The organism is Marinobacter sp. 1-3A (assembly GCF_016597775.1).
In the GTDB taxonomy this organism is placed as follows: Bacteria; Pseudomonadota; Gammaproteobacteria; order Pseudomonadales; family Oleiphilaceae; genus Marinobacter; species Marinobacter xiaoshiensis.
Window position 1 is genome coordinate 69,717 of sequence record NZ_VCGZ01000006.1, and the last position, 17,098, is coordinate 86,814.

Sequence of the window (17,098 nt, forward strand, 5' to 3'; positions counted from 1 at the left end):
CCTACCAAGGAGGTGTTTTATGGCATGTAGCTGCTCCGAGCCAGAACTGAAAGCCCCTGCCCCCGGCTTTCGTCGCGCGCTTTGGATTGCGCTCTGGGTGAACCTGGCCATGTTTTTTGTGGAAGGTGTTGCCAGCCTCACCTCGGGTTCTGTGTCTTTGATGGCCGATGCCATCGACTTCTTTGGCGACAGCGCCAACTACATTTTGTCCCTGTGTGTACTGAACATGGGACTACTCTGGCGTGGCCGTGCGGCTATGGTCAAGGGCATCACCATGGCCATTTTGGGCACGATTGTCTGGGCGCGTGCTCTGTGGATATTACAGCAGGGCACCACTCCGGAAGCCTTAACCATGGGCACTGTCGGCTTGCTGGCTCTGGTCGCTAATGTTTCTGTAGCACTTATTCTGTTCAAGTTTCGAGATGGTGATTCGGATATGCGCTCGGTGTGGCTGTGCAGCCGGAATGACGCCATAAGCAATCTGGCGGTAATGGCTGCAGCACTTGGCGTGTTTGGTACCGCCAGTGCCTGGCCGGATCTTGTAGTTGCCGCCATTATGGGCACATTGGCGATAACCGCAGGAGTGAGCGTGGTTCGCCATGCCCGGGAAGATATTGCAGAGGCCAGTCAGGGCGCTAGAACGCCAACGAAATCATCACCGGTATAAACACCAGCGCAAACATCGTTGACAGCATAACCGTACCTGCGGCCTGCCGCGGGGAGGTGTCCAGCAAGGTGGCTATAACAACAGTATTAGCGGCTATCGGGGTAATGGATATGAGGAAAATAGCCTTGTGTACCGCTGGGTCATAAACCCCAAGAAACTGTGAATCCAGCCACCAGAACACCGTTGCCAATAATGGCCAGGCTACAAACTTGCCGAAAAATGCCAGGGCAGTAAACCGTATATTACCAGCCAGCCCCCGGAAGCTGCTGATGCTCATGCCAATAATCATCATGCCCAGTATGCTGTAGGCGCCGCGCAGGTTATCGAACAGCGGCACGAACACCTCAGGAATACCGACATCCGAAAGGTTAAGCAGTACAGCCGCCAAAAAGGCGTATACCGAAGGCAGCTTGGCAACACGCAAAAGTGAATCTTTCAGGTCATGCCGGCCCCGTGCGGCCAGGTAATACCCCACCGAACTTTCAAACAGGGTGACGCCCAGCATGCACACAATATAAATCGCCAGCCCTTCTTCCCCGAACAACAGCAGCGCGACCGGCACACCAAAGTACCCCGTATTCCCCGAGGCAACACACAGGGGAATCATGCCGGCACTGCCATCAGTCAATACCCGCCGCGCCAGTTTTAAATGGGCAAGCGCCAGTACCGACGCAAATCCGAACACCAAAAACGGCAGAAAGATCACTTCGGGCGAAAGCGGTGCCGCCATCACGCCGGAGAAAACCACAGAAGGCGTAACAATGTAGAGCATGATGCCCGCAATATGTTTGCCGCTCGCCTCCAGATAACGGCCAGCCACCCAGCCAAGGGCAACGGTGACATAAAGCGGAATAAGCTTGATAAACAGCGCCAGTGCTGCGGCCATAAAGGCTCCGGGCATTCGGGTTCAAAAAAAACAGGTTGGGCAGTCTATCACCTACCCCTCAGGAGGTAACTCCCCTGCACAGTAGTGTGATTTTCAGCCATGATTGATAATCATCAACAGCATTGCTAATACATCTTTATATCCTAGTGAGGCAGTCAGGTATTCCACAACGACCAAGGAGAGAGACCAATGGCCGAACGCTTTACCAAAAGCATGGCCAGAAACATATATCTGGGAGGAAGTACATTCTTCATCCTTTTGTTTCTGGTTCTGACTTTTGACACCCAATCGCGGGCAATGCCCGAAAGGGATAACAGGGATCAACTTACCGAAGAGGTTGTAAGAGGCAAACACGTCTGGGAAAACAACAACTGCGTCGGCTGCCACTCCCTCATGGGTGAAGGTGCGTACTTTGCACCGGAACTTGCCAACGTATTTGACCGTCGTGGCGCGGCTGATAGCGAAGTCTTCAAGGCATACATGAATGCCTGGATGAACGCTATGCCCACCAACATACCCGGTCGCCGGCAAATGCCCAATTTCAAACTGACCGACCAGGAAATCAACGATCTGTCCTCGTTCCTCGAGTGGACATCCAAGATCGACGACAACGGCTGGCCACCCAACATCGAAGGGTAAGGGAGAAAACATGAAATACGAGTCTCAACGGGTCGCCATGCCCTACTTCATCTTTGCTTTGGTACTCTTCGCCGGTCAGATCGTGTTCGGTCTGGTGCTGGGCATGCAATATGTGGTGGGCGATTTCCTGTTTCCGGAAATCCCTTTCAACGTTGCGCGGATGGTTCACACCAACCTGCTGATTGTGTGGTTGCTGTTCGGTTTTATGGGTGCAACCTACTACCTGGTGCCGGAAGAAGCACAAACCGAGCTTTACAGCCCGCTGCTTGCCTGGATTCTGTTCTGGGTGTTTGCCGTTGCCGGCACGCTGACCATTCTTGGTTATCTGTTTGTGGATTACGCCACTCTGGCAGACATCACCATGAACAAGCTGTTGCCAACCATGGGCCGGGAGTTCCTTGAGCAGCCAACGATTACCAAGGTAGGCATAGCCCTGGTGGTGGTCGGGTTCCTGTTCAATATCATGATGACTGCCCTGAAAGGCCGTAAAACCGTGGTCAACATTGTGTTGATTACAGGCCTGATTGGTTTGGCAGTACTCTGGCTCTTCTCCTTCTACAACCCAAGCAACCTGACCACAGACAAGTACTTCTGGTGGTTTGTGGTACACCTGTGGGTTGAAGGCGTGTGGGAATTGATCATGGCGGCCATTCTGGCTTACGTACTGATCAAACTCACCGGGGTAGACCGGGAAGTCATCGAGAAGTGGCTGTACGTGATCATTGCCATGGCGCTGATTACCGGCATCATCGGCACAGGTCACCACTTCTTCTGGATTGGGCCACCTGAATACTGGTTGTGGTTGGGCTCTGTGTTCTCCGCTCTGGAACCCCTGCCGTTCTTCATGATGGTGCTGTTTGCCTTCACCATGATTAACCGGCGCAAGCGTAATCACCCAAACAAGGCAGCCATTCTCTGGGCCATGGGTACTGCGGTAATGGCATTCCTCGGCGCAGGTGTATGGGGCTTCCTGCACACACTGGCACCGATCAACTATTACACCCACGGTACCCAGCTAACAGCGGCCCACGGCCACATGGCCTTCTACGGCGCCTATGTGATGATTGTGCTTACCATCATTTCCTACGCTGTGCCGATCATGCGCGGCCGACCTTATGGCAACAGCAATACTGCTCAGGTTGTGGAAATGTGGGGCTTCTGGCTGATGACCATCTCCATGGTGTTCATCACCCTGTTCCTGACCGGTGCCGGCATCCTGCAAATCTGGTTGCAACGCATACCGGATAGCGGCGAAGCCCTGTCATTCATGGCTACCCAGGACAACATCGCACTCTTCTACTGGGCGCGTATGATTGCCGGCTGCTTCTTCATGGCCGGTCTGGTGGTGTACTTCGGTAGTTTCTTTATCAAGGGACAAGCGTCTTTTGACGAAGAAGTTCGAGGCGCTGCCATTCAGGACGCGTAAATCAGCGTCCGTCTAACCCACAGGGCCGGAACTTGTTTCCGGCCCTGTCTACCTTGGAACTGACCTGTGACCGTGCAGCAAGCAAACCCCAAAGACACACTCCAGAACAAGCGCCTGATCACTCGCGCTGCGTTTTTTGGGCTGTTCCTGCTGGCACCGGTTCTGAACATTTTTCGCTACGACTTAACGGAAGCCCGATTTGTAGTGCTTGGCTTTCCGCTTTCGTTCAATCTGAATCTCGACTGGGTGGCGCAAAGTTCGCCTGCGGACGTCGCCAGCCAGGTTCTACTGTGGTTTATCCTCCCCATTCTTGTTCTGGTTCCCCTTGTGCTTTGGGTTGCCTGGAAATGGGGCCGTATTTACTGCGGTTGGCTGTGCCCACATTTTTCTGTGGTGGAAACCATCAACGACTTGATGACCCGCATTACCGGCCGCCCGACACTCTGGGAAGCCTTAAAAAAAGGCCGTCGTGGCAAGGTTATACATTGGGCTGGCCTAACGCTGGTATGCGGCCTGATTGGCTTCTCCTGGGCTTTGGCGATGCTTTCTTACCTGCTGCCGCCCATTCCATTATATACAGACCTGGTGACAGGTAATCTGGCGTTTTACCCCGCTATTTTTCTGGCCATAGCAACCCTGGTGTTTACCCTGGATTTCCTGTTCGCGCGCCATCTGTTTTGCAAATATGGCTGCGCCTTCGGTGTGGTACAGAGTATTGCCTGGATGACTCACGGTCGTGGGCAGTTGGTTACTTTTGATACTACCCGCGCCGCGGCCTGTCGCGACTGCACCAAGGCCTGCGACGAAGCCTGCCCCATGCGGCTGCCCACCCGCAGCCACAAGCGCGCAAAATTCTCCTGCACCCAGTGCCTGCAATGCGTGAGTGCTTGCCGTGAGGTGCAAAAAAACAATCCGGAGGGCAGTCTGCTGCAATGGCAGCCAGGCGAGCCCAGCCGGCAAACAATTCTGATTCCTGTTCGCCAATTAACCACCGCCCCCCGACGCGACAGCAAACCTGTCAGCACGCGGGCCTAAAAGGAACTCGAAATGGAAGAGTGGGTCGGCTACAAATGGCATGAGTACATTACTCGCCAGGCTCTGGGGGAATTCCCCGAGCACGCCGTTTACCTGAAAGACGAAGCCCGCAGTTTGGGCATTGTGTTCCGTGCCTTTGGAGGCGATCCGGCGTTAAGCCTGGTGACCGCAGAGCCCCGGCACTTTCGCCTGCGCCGTAAATTTTTGCACAAGCTTGCAGGAACACATCGTAAATTTGAACTGGCATGGCGGGACGACCAAAACCTGCGCCTGCCTGAAAAAGTTGCACGCTTCCCATCGAAGCAGTTAAACCGGGATCTCTATATCTGGCTGGCTGCGCTTGCGGCCACCCCGCCCCCGGCGGACAGTGATTGGTTTACCGGAAACCAGGCTCTGGTACAGGATGTTCTCTCACGTTGGCCAGGCCTGGAAAATGTATACCAGCGTCTGGTCAAACACGTTCTGTACTGGCGCCCTGACCCGGACAGCCTGACTGATCCGGAATCCATCCGCGAACAGGCTATCTGCCAGGCACTGATTCACCCGGGCAGTGTCCCTGCCCTGCCATCTGCCGACACCGACCTCTGGCCTGTTATCCTCTGGTTGTACCCGGCTCTGGAACAAGGAAAAGCCAGCGGTCAGGTAACCGGAGATGAGGACACTCAATCCAGCCCGGGCGGCCTTACCAAAAAGAACAAGCGCAAGCAGGCAGAGCGGGTAGAGGCTTTTGACCGCGACCAGGGCCTGATGATTTTCCGGCTGGAAAGCCTGTTCTCCTGGACTGAATTTATACCGGTTGACCGGGCAGGCGACGATACCGACGAGGAAGATGCCGAAGCCGTTGCCAATGATATGGACATGATTTCCGTATCCAACGACCGCAAAGAAGCCTCGTCTGCGATCAAGTTTGATCTGGATTTGCCCTCGGAAGAACACGACGATTTGCGCCTCGGCCCTGGCATTCACCTGCCGGAATGGGACTGGCGCAGCCAAAGCTATCGCGAAGCCTTCTGCTGTCTCCAGCCCTTGTTAGCCAAGGACGCGGTACCTGCGGAGCTTCCCGAAGTATTACGCCGGCCAGCAAAGCGCCTACAGCGCCAATTCAGCGCCCTGAAGCCACTCAAGCAATGGCAAAAACGGCAATTGGACGGAGATGAACTGGATCTTGATGCTTGCCTAGAGAGGGAAGTACAACACCGGCGCGGCCAAGGCATTATCGATCAAAAGCTGTTCCGCCGCTGCCAGCAAAGCCAGCGCGACCTTGCCTGTCTGGTACTGGCAGACATATCGCTCTCGACCGAAACCTACATCAACAACCAGCAGCGCGTTATCGACGTTGCCCGTGACGGCCTGCAACTGCTCAGTGAAGCCTTACAGGCAAGTCGCGACCCCTTTGCGCTGTTCGCGTTTTCATCCCGGCGTCGCGACCATGTGCGATTCCACCATCTGAAAAGCTTTGACGAGCCCTATACCAGCACCATTCGGGGCCGTATTCAGGCATTGGAACCGGGGTTCTATACCCGCATGGGCGCCGCCATTCGCCAGGCTACCAAACTACTGGAGACGCGCCATGAGCATCAGAAAATCCTGTTGCTGCTGACCGATGGCAAGCCTAACGATCTGGACATCTACGAAGGGCGTTACGGCGTGGAAGATACACGCATGGCGGTGCAGGAAGCGCAAAGAGCCGGGCTGACCCCCTTCTGCGTCACCATTGATGACGAGGCCAGCGAATACCTGCCCTATGTATTCGGCAGCAGCAACTTCGTAGTCATCCGCGACCCGGCACAGTTGCCATTGCAGCTTCCTAAACTCTATCTGAACCTGACGCAATGATAAGAGCGACATGAGCAATATGACGAACCAGAACCTTTCTCCAGACCCCAATACTCGCCAACTTCCTGGTGACATAGCGGTGTGGATCTTTATTTTCGCCGAACTGGCGGTATTCGGCATCATGTTCATCGGTTTTGCGGTTGCACGTAGCATGGACCCGGCGACGTTTCACGCTGGCCGCGAAGTTCTGCACCCTCTAGTTGGGCTTCTGAATACCGCTGCGCTGATTACCGCCAGCTATTTCGTCGCAACCGCTGTTCATCAACTTCGCCACAGGCGATCTGGAACTCAATGGCGGCTTTGGCTTGCTGTTGCGGTTTCCTGCATTTACACCGTGGGCAAAATGTACGAGTACGTGAACCTGTACAGCCAGGGCTATAACCTGGGTACAGATACTTTCTTCATGTTCTACTTTTTTCTGACGTTTTTTCACTTCATGCACGTCATTCTGGGGCAGGTCATTCTGGTTGTTCTAGCGGTTAAAGTCGGCAACGGTGACTACGACGGTTCGGATATGAATGGCATGGAGTCCGGTGCTTCATACTGGCACATGGTGGATCTGGTGTGGCTGGTGTTGTTTCCAATGATTTACGTACTGGCCTAGGGAGGGCTTGGGATGCTGACTGTCTATTTTGCACTGATGATTTGCACGGCCTTGCCGGTGATTGCTCTAAAGGCTGGTATAGGCCCCGAGTTTCTGGCCTGGCTGGTTTTTGGAATGGTGATTGTGAAAGCCATGTTGCTGGTAGATCACTTCATGGAAATGAAGCATGCACCGCGCGGCTGGAGACTGATTGCCCAGTCCTGGGCGCCGGTGGTCATTGTTGCGGTTGCGGGATTTCATACCATCACATAATCCCAGAAAAACCTAACACCCCATAAAGAAGAAGGCAGACACCGCAATAGCCCGATAAGCTCCGGGGCAGAGGCCCTCCCAAAACTGTGCGGAGCCAGGGATGGCGGAGCCAAGCGTACACGGACGTATTCACAGCGTGTTTTGGGAGGGCCTCTGCCCCGGGGCTACCTCCCATCTATCAGACTAGAGCCACTTGGCGGGAAAGTAAGGCATCTTCTCAGACATAGCCTGTGCCAGAGAAATCATCCCCCACAATACAAACCCTGTGTGAAGCGCGATTGCCCATACCAGAGCAAAGGTACCGAAGTGGCCCACATCGCCAATGAAAACCCAGCTAATAACTATCCCGGAGCTGATCAGAATAAAGCCAAGCAGCGACATGAACATAGCCGCACGGGTATGAGCCCTGCGAAGTTCATTTGTTCCTGAACTGTTAAGAAACAGCCAGAGCAAAACCAGGAAACCTATAACCGGCGTTGCCAACAAGTTCAGCAAATACCAGACTACAGGTACAACCGCCCCGCTAGCGGGTTTCTTCCGGGCGCCCGAATACTGCATATACCACCTCCATCAATGAAATAACTGTTGCTTCGTCGTCTGACAATGGTTCGATCATGCCTGCACGGCATGCTTCTGCCGCTGGCAGGCCAGCGCGTATCAATAAGGCTGTGTGTATCAGCAGCCGGGTTGATGCGGCCTCTTCGAGATCGTGATCCTTAAGGTTGCGCAGGGCTGTGGCGAGGCTCACGAGCTGTTTGGCAAGATCGCGGTCGCATCCAGACTCTTCCGCCACGATGGTTTGTTCCGCCTCTTCTGCGGGGTAATCAAATCGCAAGGACACGAATCTCTGACGCGTGCTGGGCTTCATGCCTTTGAGCAGGCTCTGATAACCCGGGTTGTAAGAGACCACCAGCATAAAGCCGGGTGCTGCGGTGAGCAGTTCCCCGGTGCGCTCTATGGGCAATTCCCGGCGGTCATCCGCCAGCGGGTGCAGAACGACTGTAGTGTCCTTTCGGGCTTCAACCACTTCATCGAGGTAACAAATGCCGCCTTCACGAACGGCTCGAGTCAGGGGGCCGTCTTGCCAATAGGTGCCTTCAGGGCCGATCAGGTGCCGCCCGACCAGGTCGGCTGCGGTCAGGTCGTCGTGGCAGGCTACGGTATAAACCGGCCGGTTAAGCTTCTCCGCCATGTAGCGAACAAACCGGGTTTTACCGCAGCCTGTGGGGCCTTTGATCAGAACCGGCAAACCGTTGTCGGCTGCCGCCTGGAACAACTCTATTTCATTACCAACTGGCTGGTAAAACGTCATGTATCACAATCCTCTGTTACTGATTGTCGGTTCTGGCAAAGCCATGAACCCATTCAGGAAAAACCGTAAACGCCTGTTTGTCATCCGTTCGACTCAGCCGGCTGAGGGCCTCTTCACAGTTCTGTGCCTGCTCACTCCAACCTTTACCCCGATACCAGCCCACTGTTTTTACCGGGCTTCCGAGCCAGAGAATCTCGAGATCCCGGCTGGTAAGAAACTGCCCGGCAAACCCTGCTTCGGACACCGCTGCATGGGTGTTGTTATGCAACAGCAAGCTCAGCGCTGAACTGTAATCCCCAGCTTCGTAGATCTTCTCTTGCGGCGGATATATTCCGGCAGCTCCCAGGGCGGCAAGCGGCAGTTTCGATGCAAAAGGATCCTCCCCCGCAACCGTGGCCAAGTCCCGATCCTTTAGCTCAGAAATCGACCGAGCACCTGCGGTTCTGCGCGTAATCCAGACCGGCCTGGCCCAGTCGCCATCGCGGTTGTTTGCGATTAGTGCAGCTGCCCCCGGATTGCCCTCGCCGGACAAGCTGAACACCAGTGCTGCTTTATCGGGGTCGCGGTTAAAACGAATATCGGCCTGGCATCCCTGCTTAGCCAGATGCTGGCCGAGGCGGTAGCGCGCAACGTCGGTTACCTGGGTAACCGAATCAATCGTCAGCACCACCCGCGCCTCTCTTGCCGCCTGGGCCACAGGCATGGCGAGCAGAAGCGCCGTAAACGCGACAGCTCCTGTGCGCCTATAATCCAAGCACATGGGCTCTGCTGGTAAAGAAAATCCCACTGGGCTTTTGTGCTTCCAGTTCGGCAACAGGCTCCAATGTGTGGGTGTTGTATACCGTTACCCGGTTACTGTCTCTGGACGACACCCAGACTTCCTCTCCCCTCGGTGTAAACTCCATGTGAAGCACTGCCTTGCCCGGCTCCAGTGTGCGGATTATTTTCCGGGTCTGGGAATCAATTACCTGAACCACATCGTTTTTCGGGTGCGCAAAACTCACCCATATTCTGCGATTATCGGGGCTGGCCATTACAAAAACCGGCTGTCCCTGCACCGGGATTTTGTCCACCAGCGACCAATCGTTCATATCCGCCACCAACACCTGGTGATGACCGACTGCCGGTACGAACGCCCGCCCATCAGCCACCGTCCAGCCTTCAAGGTGAGGCATTTTGTACACAGGAAGCTGTTGTTCGCCTTTACCGTAATTGGGCAAGATCTCATTCACACCGGCATCGGTATCCCACAGGTCCAACATGGACAGGCCGTCTTCTCCAAACAGCCCCGCAATGTAAAAGCGCCCATCTGGCGTGATCATGGAATCGTAAGGGGCTTTTCCGGCATCGAAACGGGTCACTTCAGGCTTGCTGTTTTCAGCGTCATCCGGCATGTCCAGAATCCAGATTTCTCCCGCATCGAACAGGCTGAACACAAAACGATTACCCGGTGCATCTACCAACCCGACCGTTTTTGATTGGGCGGTTTCACCATTTTGCCGGGTGTAGGTAGCAGGGATATCAGCCACCAGCTCCAGGGTTTTGCTGTCAAAAACCTTTACTCCACCCGGCTCGTAATTCGACACGGCAACGTATCGACCATCCTGTGAGATAGCACCACCAATGCTGTTACCGGACTGGATGACCCGGCCAACGATGGACTGAGTGAGCAGGTCCACTTTGGTGAGACCACCGTCGCGGCCAAACACGAAGCCGTAACGAGCATCCCGCGAATACACCACTGATGCATGGGAGAGATCCCCCAGCCCTTCGATACGATTGATCACGCTGTGACTGGTGGTGTTTACAACCAGCAATGAGCCGGTGGCGCGCTCGATAATCAGGCCCAGATCGCCGGTACCCATCAAACCGTCACCCGTCTCCTCAGAGCCGGAAAAAACCTGGCAACCACTCACCAGCATCGCCAAAAATGACAGTAAAAACACGCGCTTCGCACAGCGGGTTATCCATAGCATCGGGCTATTCCTCCAAACAAATTGTCAGGGCGAGACCAGTTTACCGGTCTTTAACTGATGACTGATCCATTCAATATCGGCAGGCGTGAGGAGTGGTTTCCAGGGCGGCATGGCCGTGCCAGGGATGCCTTCACGGATTATTGCCGCGATGGCTGCCTCTGGAAGGTGGTCAAGATTTTCAGGGCGTAGCGGCGGGCCCAATCCTCCTTTAAGGGCCAACCCATGGCAGGAGCCACAATCCTGAATCACAAAGTTTTCAAGCTCCGCCACATCGGACATCGGCTTTGGCAAAGTTCCTGCCGGCAGCGACAACGGCGCGCAAAGTATCATGAAAAATACACCTTTGAATCCATTATGTCGCCTGGCATTCCTTGTTTTGGAACCCTTCACAACTTGTGCTCTCCCATGAATCTGTAGCGGGCTTTTAATATAGTGGTGCCGCTTCTCAAACACATCTTTGATATTGGTTAAAAACAGCTCCCTCCACAACCACTCTTTGGTTATACCCATGGGTGGGTACTCACTGGATATTTTAAAACGGCCTGACTTAAATCAATGTTCATCGGAGTAAAGAAGAGAAACCTAGCACTACTCTTAAATCCAAGGAGAGACCCTGATGAGAGCAACCAACCCATTTCTGAAACCACTGGCAATTGCCGTGGCTGTAGCGTCTTTCGGCGTGATGTCCGCAAACGCCGCCCCAAAGAATCCCGATCCTGCTGTAACCGCCTACGAAGGAACCGCCAGCCCTATCGACGCGGCGTCTGCGAAGACAGTCCGTACACCCGGGGCCCCGGATCTTTCTGACGCAGAATTTGAACAAGCCAAACAGATCTACTTCGAGCGCTGCGCTGGTTGCCACGGTGTGCTGCGTAAAGGCGCCACCGGCAAGCCGCTGACTCCCGATATCACCCAGGAGCGCGGAATCGATTACCTGAAAGCGTTCATCAGCTACGGCTCCCCTGCCGGCATGCCGAACTGGCTGACCTCGGGTGACTTTGACGAAGCAACCGTGGAACTGATGGCCAAGTACATCATGCACGAGCCACCCATGCCTCCCGAATTCAGCCTGGCTGACATGAAGAAAACCTGGGAAGTGATCGTGCCACCAGAGGATCGCCCCAAGAAGCAGATGAACGATCTGGACCTGGAGAACATCTTCAGCGTTACCTTGCGTGATGCCGGCCAGATTGCGCTGATCGACGGCGACTCCAAGGAAATCGTAAAAATCATCGATACCGGTTACGCGGTACACATCTCCCGGATGTCTGCCTCAGGCCGCTATGTAATGGTTATTGGTCGTGACGCTCTGATCAACATGATCGACCTGTGGATGGAAGAGCCACAAACCGTTGCCAAAATTAAAGTGGGCATGGAGGCACGCTCTGTTGAAACCTCCAAGTACAAGGGCTGGGAAGACAAGCTTGCTATTGCAGGCACTTACTGGCCGCCGCAGTTCGTGATCATGGATGGCAACACCCTGGAGCCCAAGAAAATTGTAAGCACCCGGGGCATGACCGTAGGCGAGCAGGAATATCATCCTGAGCCACGAGTTGCCGCCATCGTGGCTTCCCACGAGCACCCGGAGTTCATCATCAACGTAAAAGAAACCGGCAAAATTTTGCTGGCCAACTACGAAGATCTGGACAACATGAGCATCACCTCCATCGATGCCGCACAATTCCTGCACGATGGCGGCTGGGATGCCAGCATGCGTTACTTCATGACGGCAGCTAACAACTCCGACAAAATTGCGGTTGTTGATGCCAAGGACCGTAACCTTGAAGCGCTTATCGATGTGGGTAAGATTCCTCACCCGGGCCGTGGCGCCAACTTTGTAGACCCGGACCACGGTCCTGTCTGGGCAACGTCCCACCTGGGTGATCCAACCATCCAGATGATCGGTACCGACCCCGAAGGCCACCCCGACAAAGCCTGGAAAGTGGTTCGCACCGTTAATGGCCAGGGCGGCGGCTCACTGTTTGTGAAAACCCATCCGAAGTCCACCAACCTGTGGGTAGACACTGCCCTGAACCCGGCGGAATCTGTAAGCCAGAGCATCGCCGTATTCGACATCAATAACTTTGATGCGGGCTACAAAGTGCTGCCGATTGCCGAATGGGCTGAACTGGGTGAAGGTCCCAAGCGTGTGGTACAGCCGGAATACAACAGGGCGGGCGACGAAGTCTGGTTCTCTGTCTGGAATACCCAGGACAAGAACTCCGCGATTGTTGTAGTCGATGACAAAACACGCAAGCTGAAGAAGGTTATCAAGGGCGACTACATGGTCACCCCGACCGGTAAGTTTAATACTTACAACACTCAGCACGACGTGTACTGATCCCGGCCCCGGCCTGAAGGAGCACAATGATGAGACTGGATGCGGCAGACAGACAATTGATCGACAGCTACCAGCGTAGCCTGCCAGTCTGTGAACGCCCCTACGAGGAAATGGGCCGAACCCTGGGCCTGACCGAAGAGGAGGTAATCCAGAGGCTGTCTGCCCTCCAGGATCAAAAGGTGCTCAGCCGGGTCGGTCCGGTGTTTGAACACAGCCAAGCGGGCGCAAGCCTGCTGGCTGCCGTGGCGGCTCCTGAGGAGCAAATGGACCTGGTGGCCGCCCGCATAAATCGTGCTCCCGGGGTGAATCACAATTACGCCCGGGAGCACACCTACAATCTCTGGTTTGTCATGACTGCACCGGATAACGAGCTTCTGGAAGAGCATCTCGACGAACTGGAAAAGGAATTGAAATTGCCCATGCTTCGCCTACCCATGGTTGAGGGTTACCACATTGACCTGGGCTTCGATATCGACTGGGAGGCCTTGTCATGAGCCAACTTTTTTCGGCCGATTGCCTGCCCATGGACTCCCCGGATTCAGACGCGACCAAAGTTAGCGCCTGGGGACTACTGCGGCTCAGGCAGCAACTCGAACAGGGGCTACCACTTGTACCTCGCCCCTATCGCGTCCTTGCAGAGCGCACCGGCCTTTCCGAACAGGAAGTGATGGATGCCATTAGCCAATGGCAAAGCAATGGTCTGATCAAACGCTTGGGGCTGGTCGTGAAGCACCGCACCCTGGGCTACACCGCAAATGCGATGGTGGTCTGGGACATCCCTGACGAGCAAGTGCAGGCGTTGGGTAAAGCCATGGCCGACGTGCCTTTTATCACCCTGTGCTATCAACGCCCAAGACGACTCCCGGACTGGCCCTACAATCTGTTCTGCATGATTCACGGCACCAACCGTGAACGCGTGCTGGCACAACTGGACAGTCTGATTGCTGGCCACAACCTTCAGCACATTCAATATGCGGTGTTGTTCAGCAACAAAGCCTACCGCCAGCGAGGAGGTCGTTATGTCAGCCACGACTGAATCCCGGCGCCAGGCCCCGGTTGCAGACCTGACCCCGATTGAAAAAGTTCTGATCAACCGTTTACAGCACGGCTTACCACTTGTTCGCAACCCTTTTGCAGCCGTTGCAGATGAGCTGAAACTCAGCGAGCAACAAATCCTCGATACGGTAAAAAAACTACTTTCTGACGGCGTACTGACTCGCTTTGGCCCCATGTTCCACGCTGGCGAAATGGGCGGCGCACTCACACTGGCCGCCATGCGCATTCCAGAAGCGGATTTTGAGCGGGTTACCGAGCAGGTAAACAGCTTTGATGAGGTGGCCCACAACTACCGCCGTGAGCACGACCTGAACATGTGGTTCGTACTGGCAACCGAAACCCAAAGCGCCATTGCCAGCACCATCAGCGCCATAGAAGACACAACCGGCCACCCGGTTTACAACATGCCAAAGGAGCAGGAGTTCCATGTCCACCTCCACTTCCCTGTCTGAAGCCGCAGCACCAAACGGCTTTGCAATATCCGAACGCGACCGCGAGCTGATCCTCGCCACTCAAGCCGGCCTGCCTCTGGTCTCCGATCCCTGGGCTGAACTGGGCAAGCAACTGGACATGGATGCCGACGAGGTTCTTGCTCGCTTTCAGGCTATGCAACAGGCCGGCGTAATACGCCGTGTCGCTGCAGTGCCTGATCACTATCGCCTGGGTTATCGCTACAACGGCATGACGGTGTGGGACGTTGCGGATGACCGCATTGCAGAACTCGGCACTGCCGTTGGTGAACTACCTTTCGTGAGCCATTGTTACCGCAGGCCACGCCACCTGCCTTACTGGTCATTCAACCTGTTTGCCATGGTGCACGGCACCACACGGGAAGAGGTGGAAGACAAAGCCGCACAAATTCGTGCCGTGCTGGGCGATGACTGCCGCCAGCACACCATTCTTTACAGCTCGGCCATCCTGAAAAAAACCGGCCTGCGGCTGCGCAAATAACGCAAGGGGAAGCACCATGTTCAGAATGACCCGCTACATCAAAAGCCTGATGAATCCGGCCCCGGTGAGAGCCATCCCCAAGCCCTCCGGCCCCGTGGTGATCTGGAATCTGATCCGCCGCTGCAACCTCACCTGCAAGCACTGCTATTCGATCTCTGCGGATATCGACTTCAAGGGAGAGCTGAGCACTGATGAGGTCTATACCGTTATGGACGACCTCAAGTCCTTTGGCGTTCCGGTGTTAATCCTTTCAGGGGGCGAACCTCTGATGCGCCCCGATATTTTCGACATTTCACGCCGGGCTAAAGACATGGGCTTTTACGTAGGCCTGTCCAGCAACGGCACTCTGATTACCGAGGACAACATTCAGCAGATTGCCGATGCCGGCTACGATTACGTGGGCATCAGCATTGATGGTCTGGAAGAAACTCACGACGAATTCCGCCAGAAAAAAGGCGCATTCGCCGCCTCCATGAAGGCCGTCAAGCTGTGCAAAGATGTTGGCATCAAAGTAGGCCTGCGTTTCACTCTCACACAGGATAACGCTGTTCAGTTGCCAGACATGCTAAAAATGCTGGACGAGCACGACATCGACAAGTTCTATCTCTCGCACCTGAACTACTCCGGCCGGGGCGGTCGTAACCGCAAGCGCGATGCCTGGTATGACATGACCCGTGATGCCATGAACCTGCTGTTCAACCACTGCCACGACGAATTGAAGCGCGGTATCGAGCGGGAATACGTAACCGGCAACAACGATGCCGACGGCCCTTTCCTGCTCCAGTGGGCGGCTGAACACTATCCTGATCAGGTACCCGCTCTGGAACAGCGGCTTGTTAACTGGGGTGGTAACTCCTCAGGCCAGAACGTTTCCAACATAGACAACCTGGGTGTGGTGCATCCGGACACCTTCTGGTGGGACTACAACCTGGGCAATGTACGTGAGAAACCTTTTTCGCGAATCTGGTCCGAGGCCAGCGACGAATTAATGCTGGGCTTCCGGCAAAAACCAAGACCAGTGAAAGGTCGTTGTGCAGAGTGCAAGTATCTCGCCATCTGTAACGGCAACACCCGGGTAAGGGCCTACAACGTTTCCGGTGATTTCTGGGAGGAAGACCCCGGCTGTTACCTCACCAATGAAGAGATTGGTGTAATTGATATGCCCAGGCGCGTCGCCACTCCGGTGGTCGAAATTCCAGTCAACAATCTGTAAGGAACGCAGCATGACAATTAGCCAGAGAAAGAAGTGCCTGGTGGAATTCCAGCTGGCGGAACAGCCCTTCCGAGCCGGTGAGGTCGCCATTGTAGGTGCCGGCCCGGGCGATCCCGGTCTGCTGACCCTCAGAGCCCTGATGCTGATCCAGCAGGCCGACGCCATCGTTTACGACCGACTGGTGTCGCCACAGATTATGGAACTGGTTAACCCGGCCGCCGAGCGAATCCACGTGGGTAAAGCCAGCGGCTGCCACTACGTTGCCCAGGAAGATACCAACGAACTTCTGGTGCAGCTGGCGGTAAAGCAACGCCGCGTTGTACGACTGAAAGGCGGCGACCCGTATATCTTTGGCCGCGGCGGTGAAGAAGCCGAGTTTCTGGTGGATAACGACATAGATTTTCTGGTTGTGCCGGGCATTACCTCTGCAGCCGGCTGTGCGTCATACTGTGGCATTCCTCTCACACATCGGGACTACGCTCAAAGCGTCACATTCGTAACTGGCCACCGCAAAGCGGACCATGCACTGGATCTGAACTGGAAGGTTCTGGCGGCACCAAACCAGACTCGCGTGTTCTACATGGGCCTGCATAACGCACCCACCATTGTGCGCGAGTTGATGGCCAACGGCCTGTCCGGAGAATGCCCTGTGGCTCTGGTGGAACGTGGCACAACCCCGCAACAGCACATGACCGTGACCACGCTTAAAAACCTGGAAGAAACCATCAAAATGGAAGGCTTTCAGCCGCCCACGCTGATTATTGTTGGCGAGGTTGTGCAGCTGGCAGAAAAGCTCGCACAACCGGGCCAGGCAGGCTGGAACAGCGCGTTAGTTGGTTCGGCCGCTGCCACCGCTACGCAGCGGCCAGCATAAACGAAACGGGCCTGAAGACATTACCAATGC

At 55.1% G+C, this 17,098-nt stretch carries 20 protein-coding genes; 14 read left to right on the top strand and 6 right to left on the bottom strand.

Annotated features, from left to right (window positions below):
- Nucleotides 1-19 precede the first annotated feature (19 nt).
- Nucleotides 20-667, top strand: coding sequence for a cation transporter (locus FE848_RS10945; RefSeq protein WP_200202849.1), 648 nt, complete (start codon nt 20-22; stop codon nt 665-667).
- On the opposite strand, the gene FE848_RS10950 is transcribed toward FE848_RS10945, so the two are convergent.
- Entirely contained in the window at nt 636-1,553 is a 918-nt protein-coding gene (locus tag FE848_RS10950; RefSeq protein WP_200202850.1) for an AEC family transporter, read from the bottom strand. The genes FE848_RS10945 and FE848_RS10950 overlap by 32 nt on opposite strands.
- 189 nt (nt 1,554-1,742) lie before the next feature.
- On the opposite strand from FE848_RS10950, the gene FE848_RS10955 reads away from it, so the two are divergent.
- The 6 genes from FE848_RS10955 to FE848_RS10980 all read left to right on the top strand — a co-directional run bounded on the left by FE848_RS10955 (nt 1,743) and on the right by FE848_RS10980 (nt 7,345).
- Nucleotides 1,743-2,192, top strand: coding sequence for a c-type cytochrome (locus tag FE848_RS10955; protein WP_200202851.1), 450 nt, complete (start codon nt 1,743-1,745; stop codon nt 2,190-2,192).
- Between the two features lie 10 nt (nt 2,193-2,202).
- Entirely contained in the window at nt 2,203-3,618 is a 1,416-nt protein-coding gene (locus FE848_RS10960) for a cbb3-type cytochrome c oxidase subunit I (protein ID WP_200202852.1), read from the top strand.
- Nucleotides 3,619-3,684: 66 nt separating this feature from the next.
- Nucleotides 3,685-4,653, top strand: a complete 969-nt coding sequence (locus tag FE848_RS10965) for a 4Fe-4S binding protein (RefSeq protein WP_200202853.1) — start codon at nt 3,685-3,687, stop codon at nt 4,651-4,653.
- A gap of 12 nt (nt 4,654-4,665) precedes the next feature.
- A complete protein-coding gene (locus FE848_RS10970; protein WP_200202854.1) occupies nt 4,666-6,489 on the top strand; it encodes a nitric oxide reductase activation protein NorD in 1,824 nt (607 codons plus the stop codon).
- A 10-nt stretch (nt 6,490-6,499) separates the two neighbouring features.
- Nucleotides 6,500-7,093 carry a cytochrome c oxidase subunit 3 gene (locus tag FE848_RS10975; protein WP_227714522.1) on the top strand — a complete coding sequence of 198 codons (594 nt, stop codon included), beginning with the start codon at nt 6,500-6,502 and terminating at the stop codon, nt 7,091-7,093.
- A gap of 12 nt (nt 7,094-7,105) precedes the next feature.
- The gene (locus FE848_RS10980) at nt 7,106-7,345 is read left to right on the top strand and encodes a cytochrome C oxidase subunit IV family protein (RefSeq protein ID WP_200202855.1); all 240 of its coding nucleotides are present in this window, start codon (nt 7,106-7,108) and stop codon (nt 7,343-7,345) included.
- A gap of 183 nt (nt 7,346-7,528) precedes the next feature.
- Here FE848_RS10980 and FE848_RS10985 read toward each other — a convergent pair whose 3' ends face one another.
- The 5 genes from FE848_RS10985 to FE848_RS11005 all read right to left on the bottom strand — a co-directional run bounded on the left by FE848_RS10985 (nt 7,529) and on the right by FE848_RS11005 (nt 11,122).
- Nucleotides 7,529-7,903 (bottom strand): hypothetical protein, encoded by a 375-nt coding sequence (locus FE848_RS10985; RefSeq protein ID WP_200202856.1) that lies wholly within the window; start codon nt 7,901-7,903, stop codon nt 7,529-7,531.
- The gene (locus FE848_RS10990) at nt 7,869-8,657 is read right to left on the bottom strand and encodes a CbbQ/NirQ/NorQ/GpvN family protein (protein ID WP_200202857.1); all 789 of its coding nucleotides are present in this window, start codon (nt 8,655-8,657) and stop codon (nt 7,869-7,871) included. The genes FE848_RS10985 and FE848_RS10990 overlap by 35 nt, the downstream gene beginning before the upstream one ends.
- A gap of 16 nt (nt 8,658-8,673) precedes the next feature.
- The gene (locus tag FE848_RS10995; RefSeq protein ID WP_200202858.1) at nt 8,674-9,417 is read right to left on the bottom strand and encodes a PhnD/SsuA/transferrin family substrate-binding protein; all 744 of its coding nucleotides are present in this window, start codon (nt 9,415-9,417) and stop codon (nt 8,674-8,676) included.
- Nucleotides 9,401-10,579: a cytochrome D1 domain-containing protein gene (locus FE848_RS11000; protein WP_200203115.1), complete on the bottom strand. Its 1,179-nt coding sequence runs from the start codon at nt 10,577-10,579 to the stop codon at nt 9,401-9,403. The genes FE848_RS10995 and FE848_RS11000 overlap by 17 nt, the downstream gene beginning before the upstream one ends.
- Before the next feature lie 78 nt (nt 10,580-10,657).
- The gene (locus FE848_RS11005; protein WP_227715301.1) at nt 10,658-11,122 is read right to left on the bottom strand and encodes a c-type cytochrome; all 465 of its coding nucleotides are present in this window, start codon (nt 11,120-11,122) and stop codon (nt 10,658-10,660) included.
- Nucleotides 11,123-11,315: 193 nt separating this feature from the next.
- On the opposite strand from FE848_RS11005, the gene FE848_RS11010 reads away from it, so the two are divergent.
- From FE848_RS11010 to cobA, 7 genes are read left to right on the top strand one after another with little or no spacing between them, the layout of a single operon-like run.
- Entirely contained in the window at nt 11,316-12,974 is a 1,659-nt protein-coding gene (locus tag FE848_RS11010) for a cytochrome D1 domain-containing protein (RefSeq protein WP_413785009.1), read from the top strand.
- Nucleotides 12,975-13,003: 29 nt separating this feature from the next.
- Nucleotides 13,004-13,468: an AsnC family transcriptional regulator gene (locus FE848_RS11015; RefSeq protein WP_200203120.1), complete on the top strand. Its 465-nt coding sequence runs from the start codon at nt 13,004-13,006 to the stop codon at nt 13,466-13,468.
- A 29-nt stretch (nt 13,469-13,497) separates the two neighbouring features.
- Nucleotides 13,498-14,010 carry an AsnC family protein gene (locus FE848_RS11020; protein ID WP_200203123.1) on the top strand — a complete coding sequence of 171 codons (513 nt, stop codon included), beginning with the start codon at nt 13,498-13,500 and terminating at the stop codon, nt 14,008-14,010.
- Nucleotides 14,011-14,038: 28 nt separating this feature from the next.
- Complete coding sequence (locus FE848_RS11025; RefSeq protein ID WP_227714614.1) at nt 14,039-14,482, top strand: Lrp/AsnC family transcriptional regulator; 444 nt, start codon at nt 14,039-14,041, stop codon at nt 14,480-14,482.
- Complete coding sequence (locus FE848_RS11030; RefSeq protein WP_200202861.1) at nt 14,457-14,981, top strand: Lrp/AsnC family transcriptional regulator; 525 nt, start codon at nt 14,457-14,459, stop codon at nt 14,979-14,981. The genes FE848_RS11025 and FE848_RS11030 overlap by 26 nt, the downstream gene beginning before the upstream one ends.
- Before the next feature lie 16 nt (nt 14,982-14,997).
- The gene (gene nirJ / locus FE848_RS11035) at nt 14,998-16,194 is read left to right on the top strand and encodes a heme d1 biosynthesis radical SAM protein NirJ (protein WP_200202862.1); all 1,197 of its coding nucleotides are present in this window, start codon (nt 14,998-15,000) and stop codon (nt 16,192-16,194) included.
- A gap of 10 nt (nt 16,195-16,204) precedes the next feature.
- A complete protein-coding gene (gene cobA, locus FE848_RS11040; RefSeq protein ID WP_200202863.1) occupies nt 16,205-17,068 on the top strand; it encodes a uroporphyrinogen-III C-methyltransferase in 864 nt (287 codons plus the stop codon).
- Nucleotides 17,069-17,098: the final 30 nt, after the last annotated feature.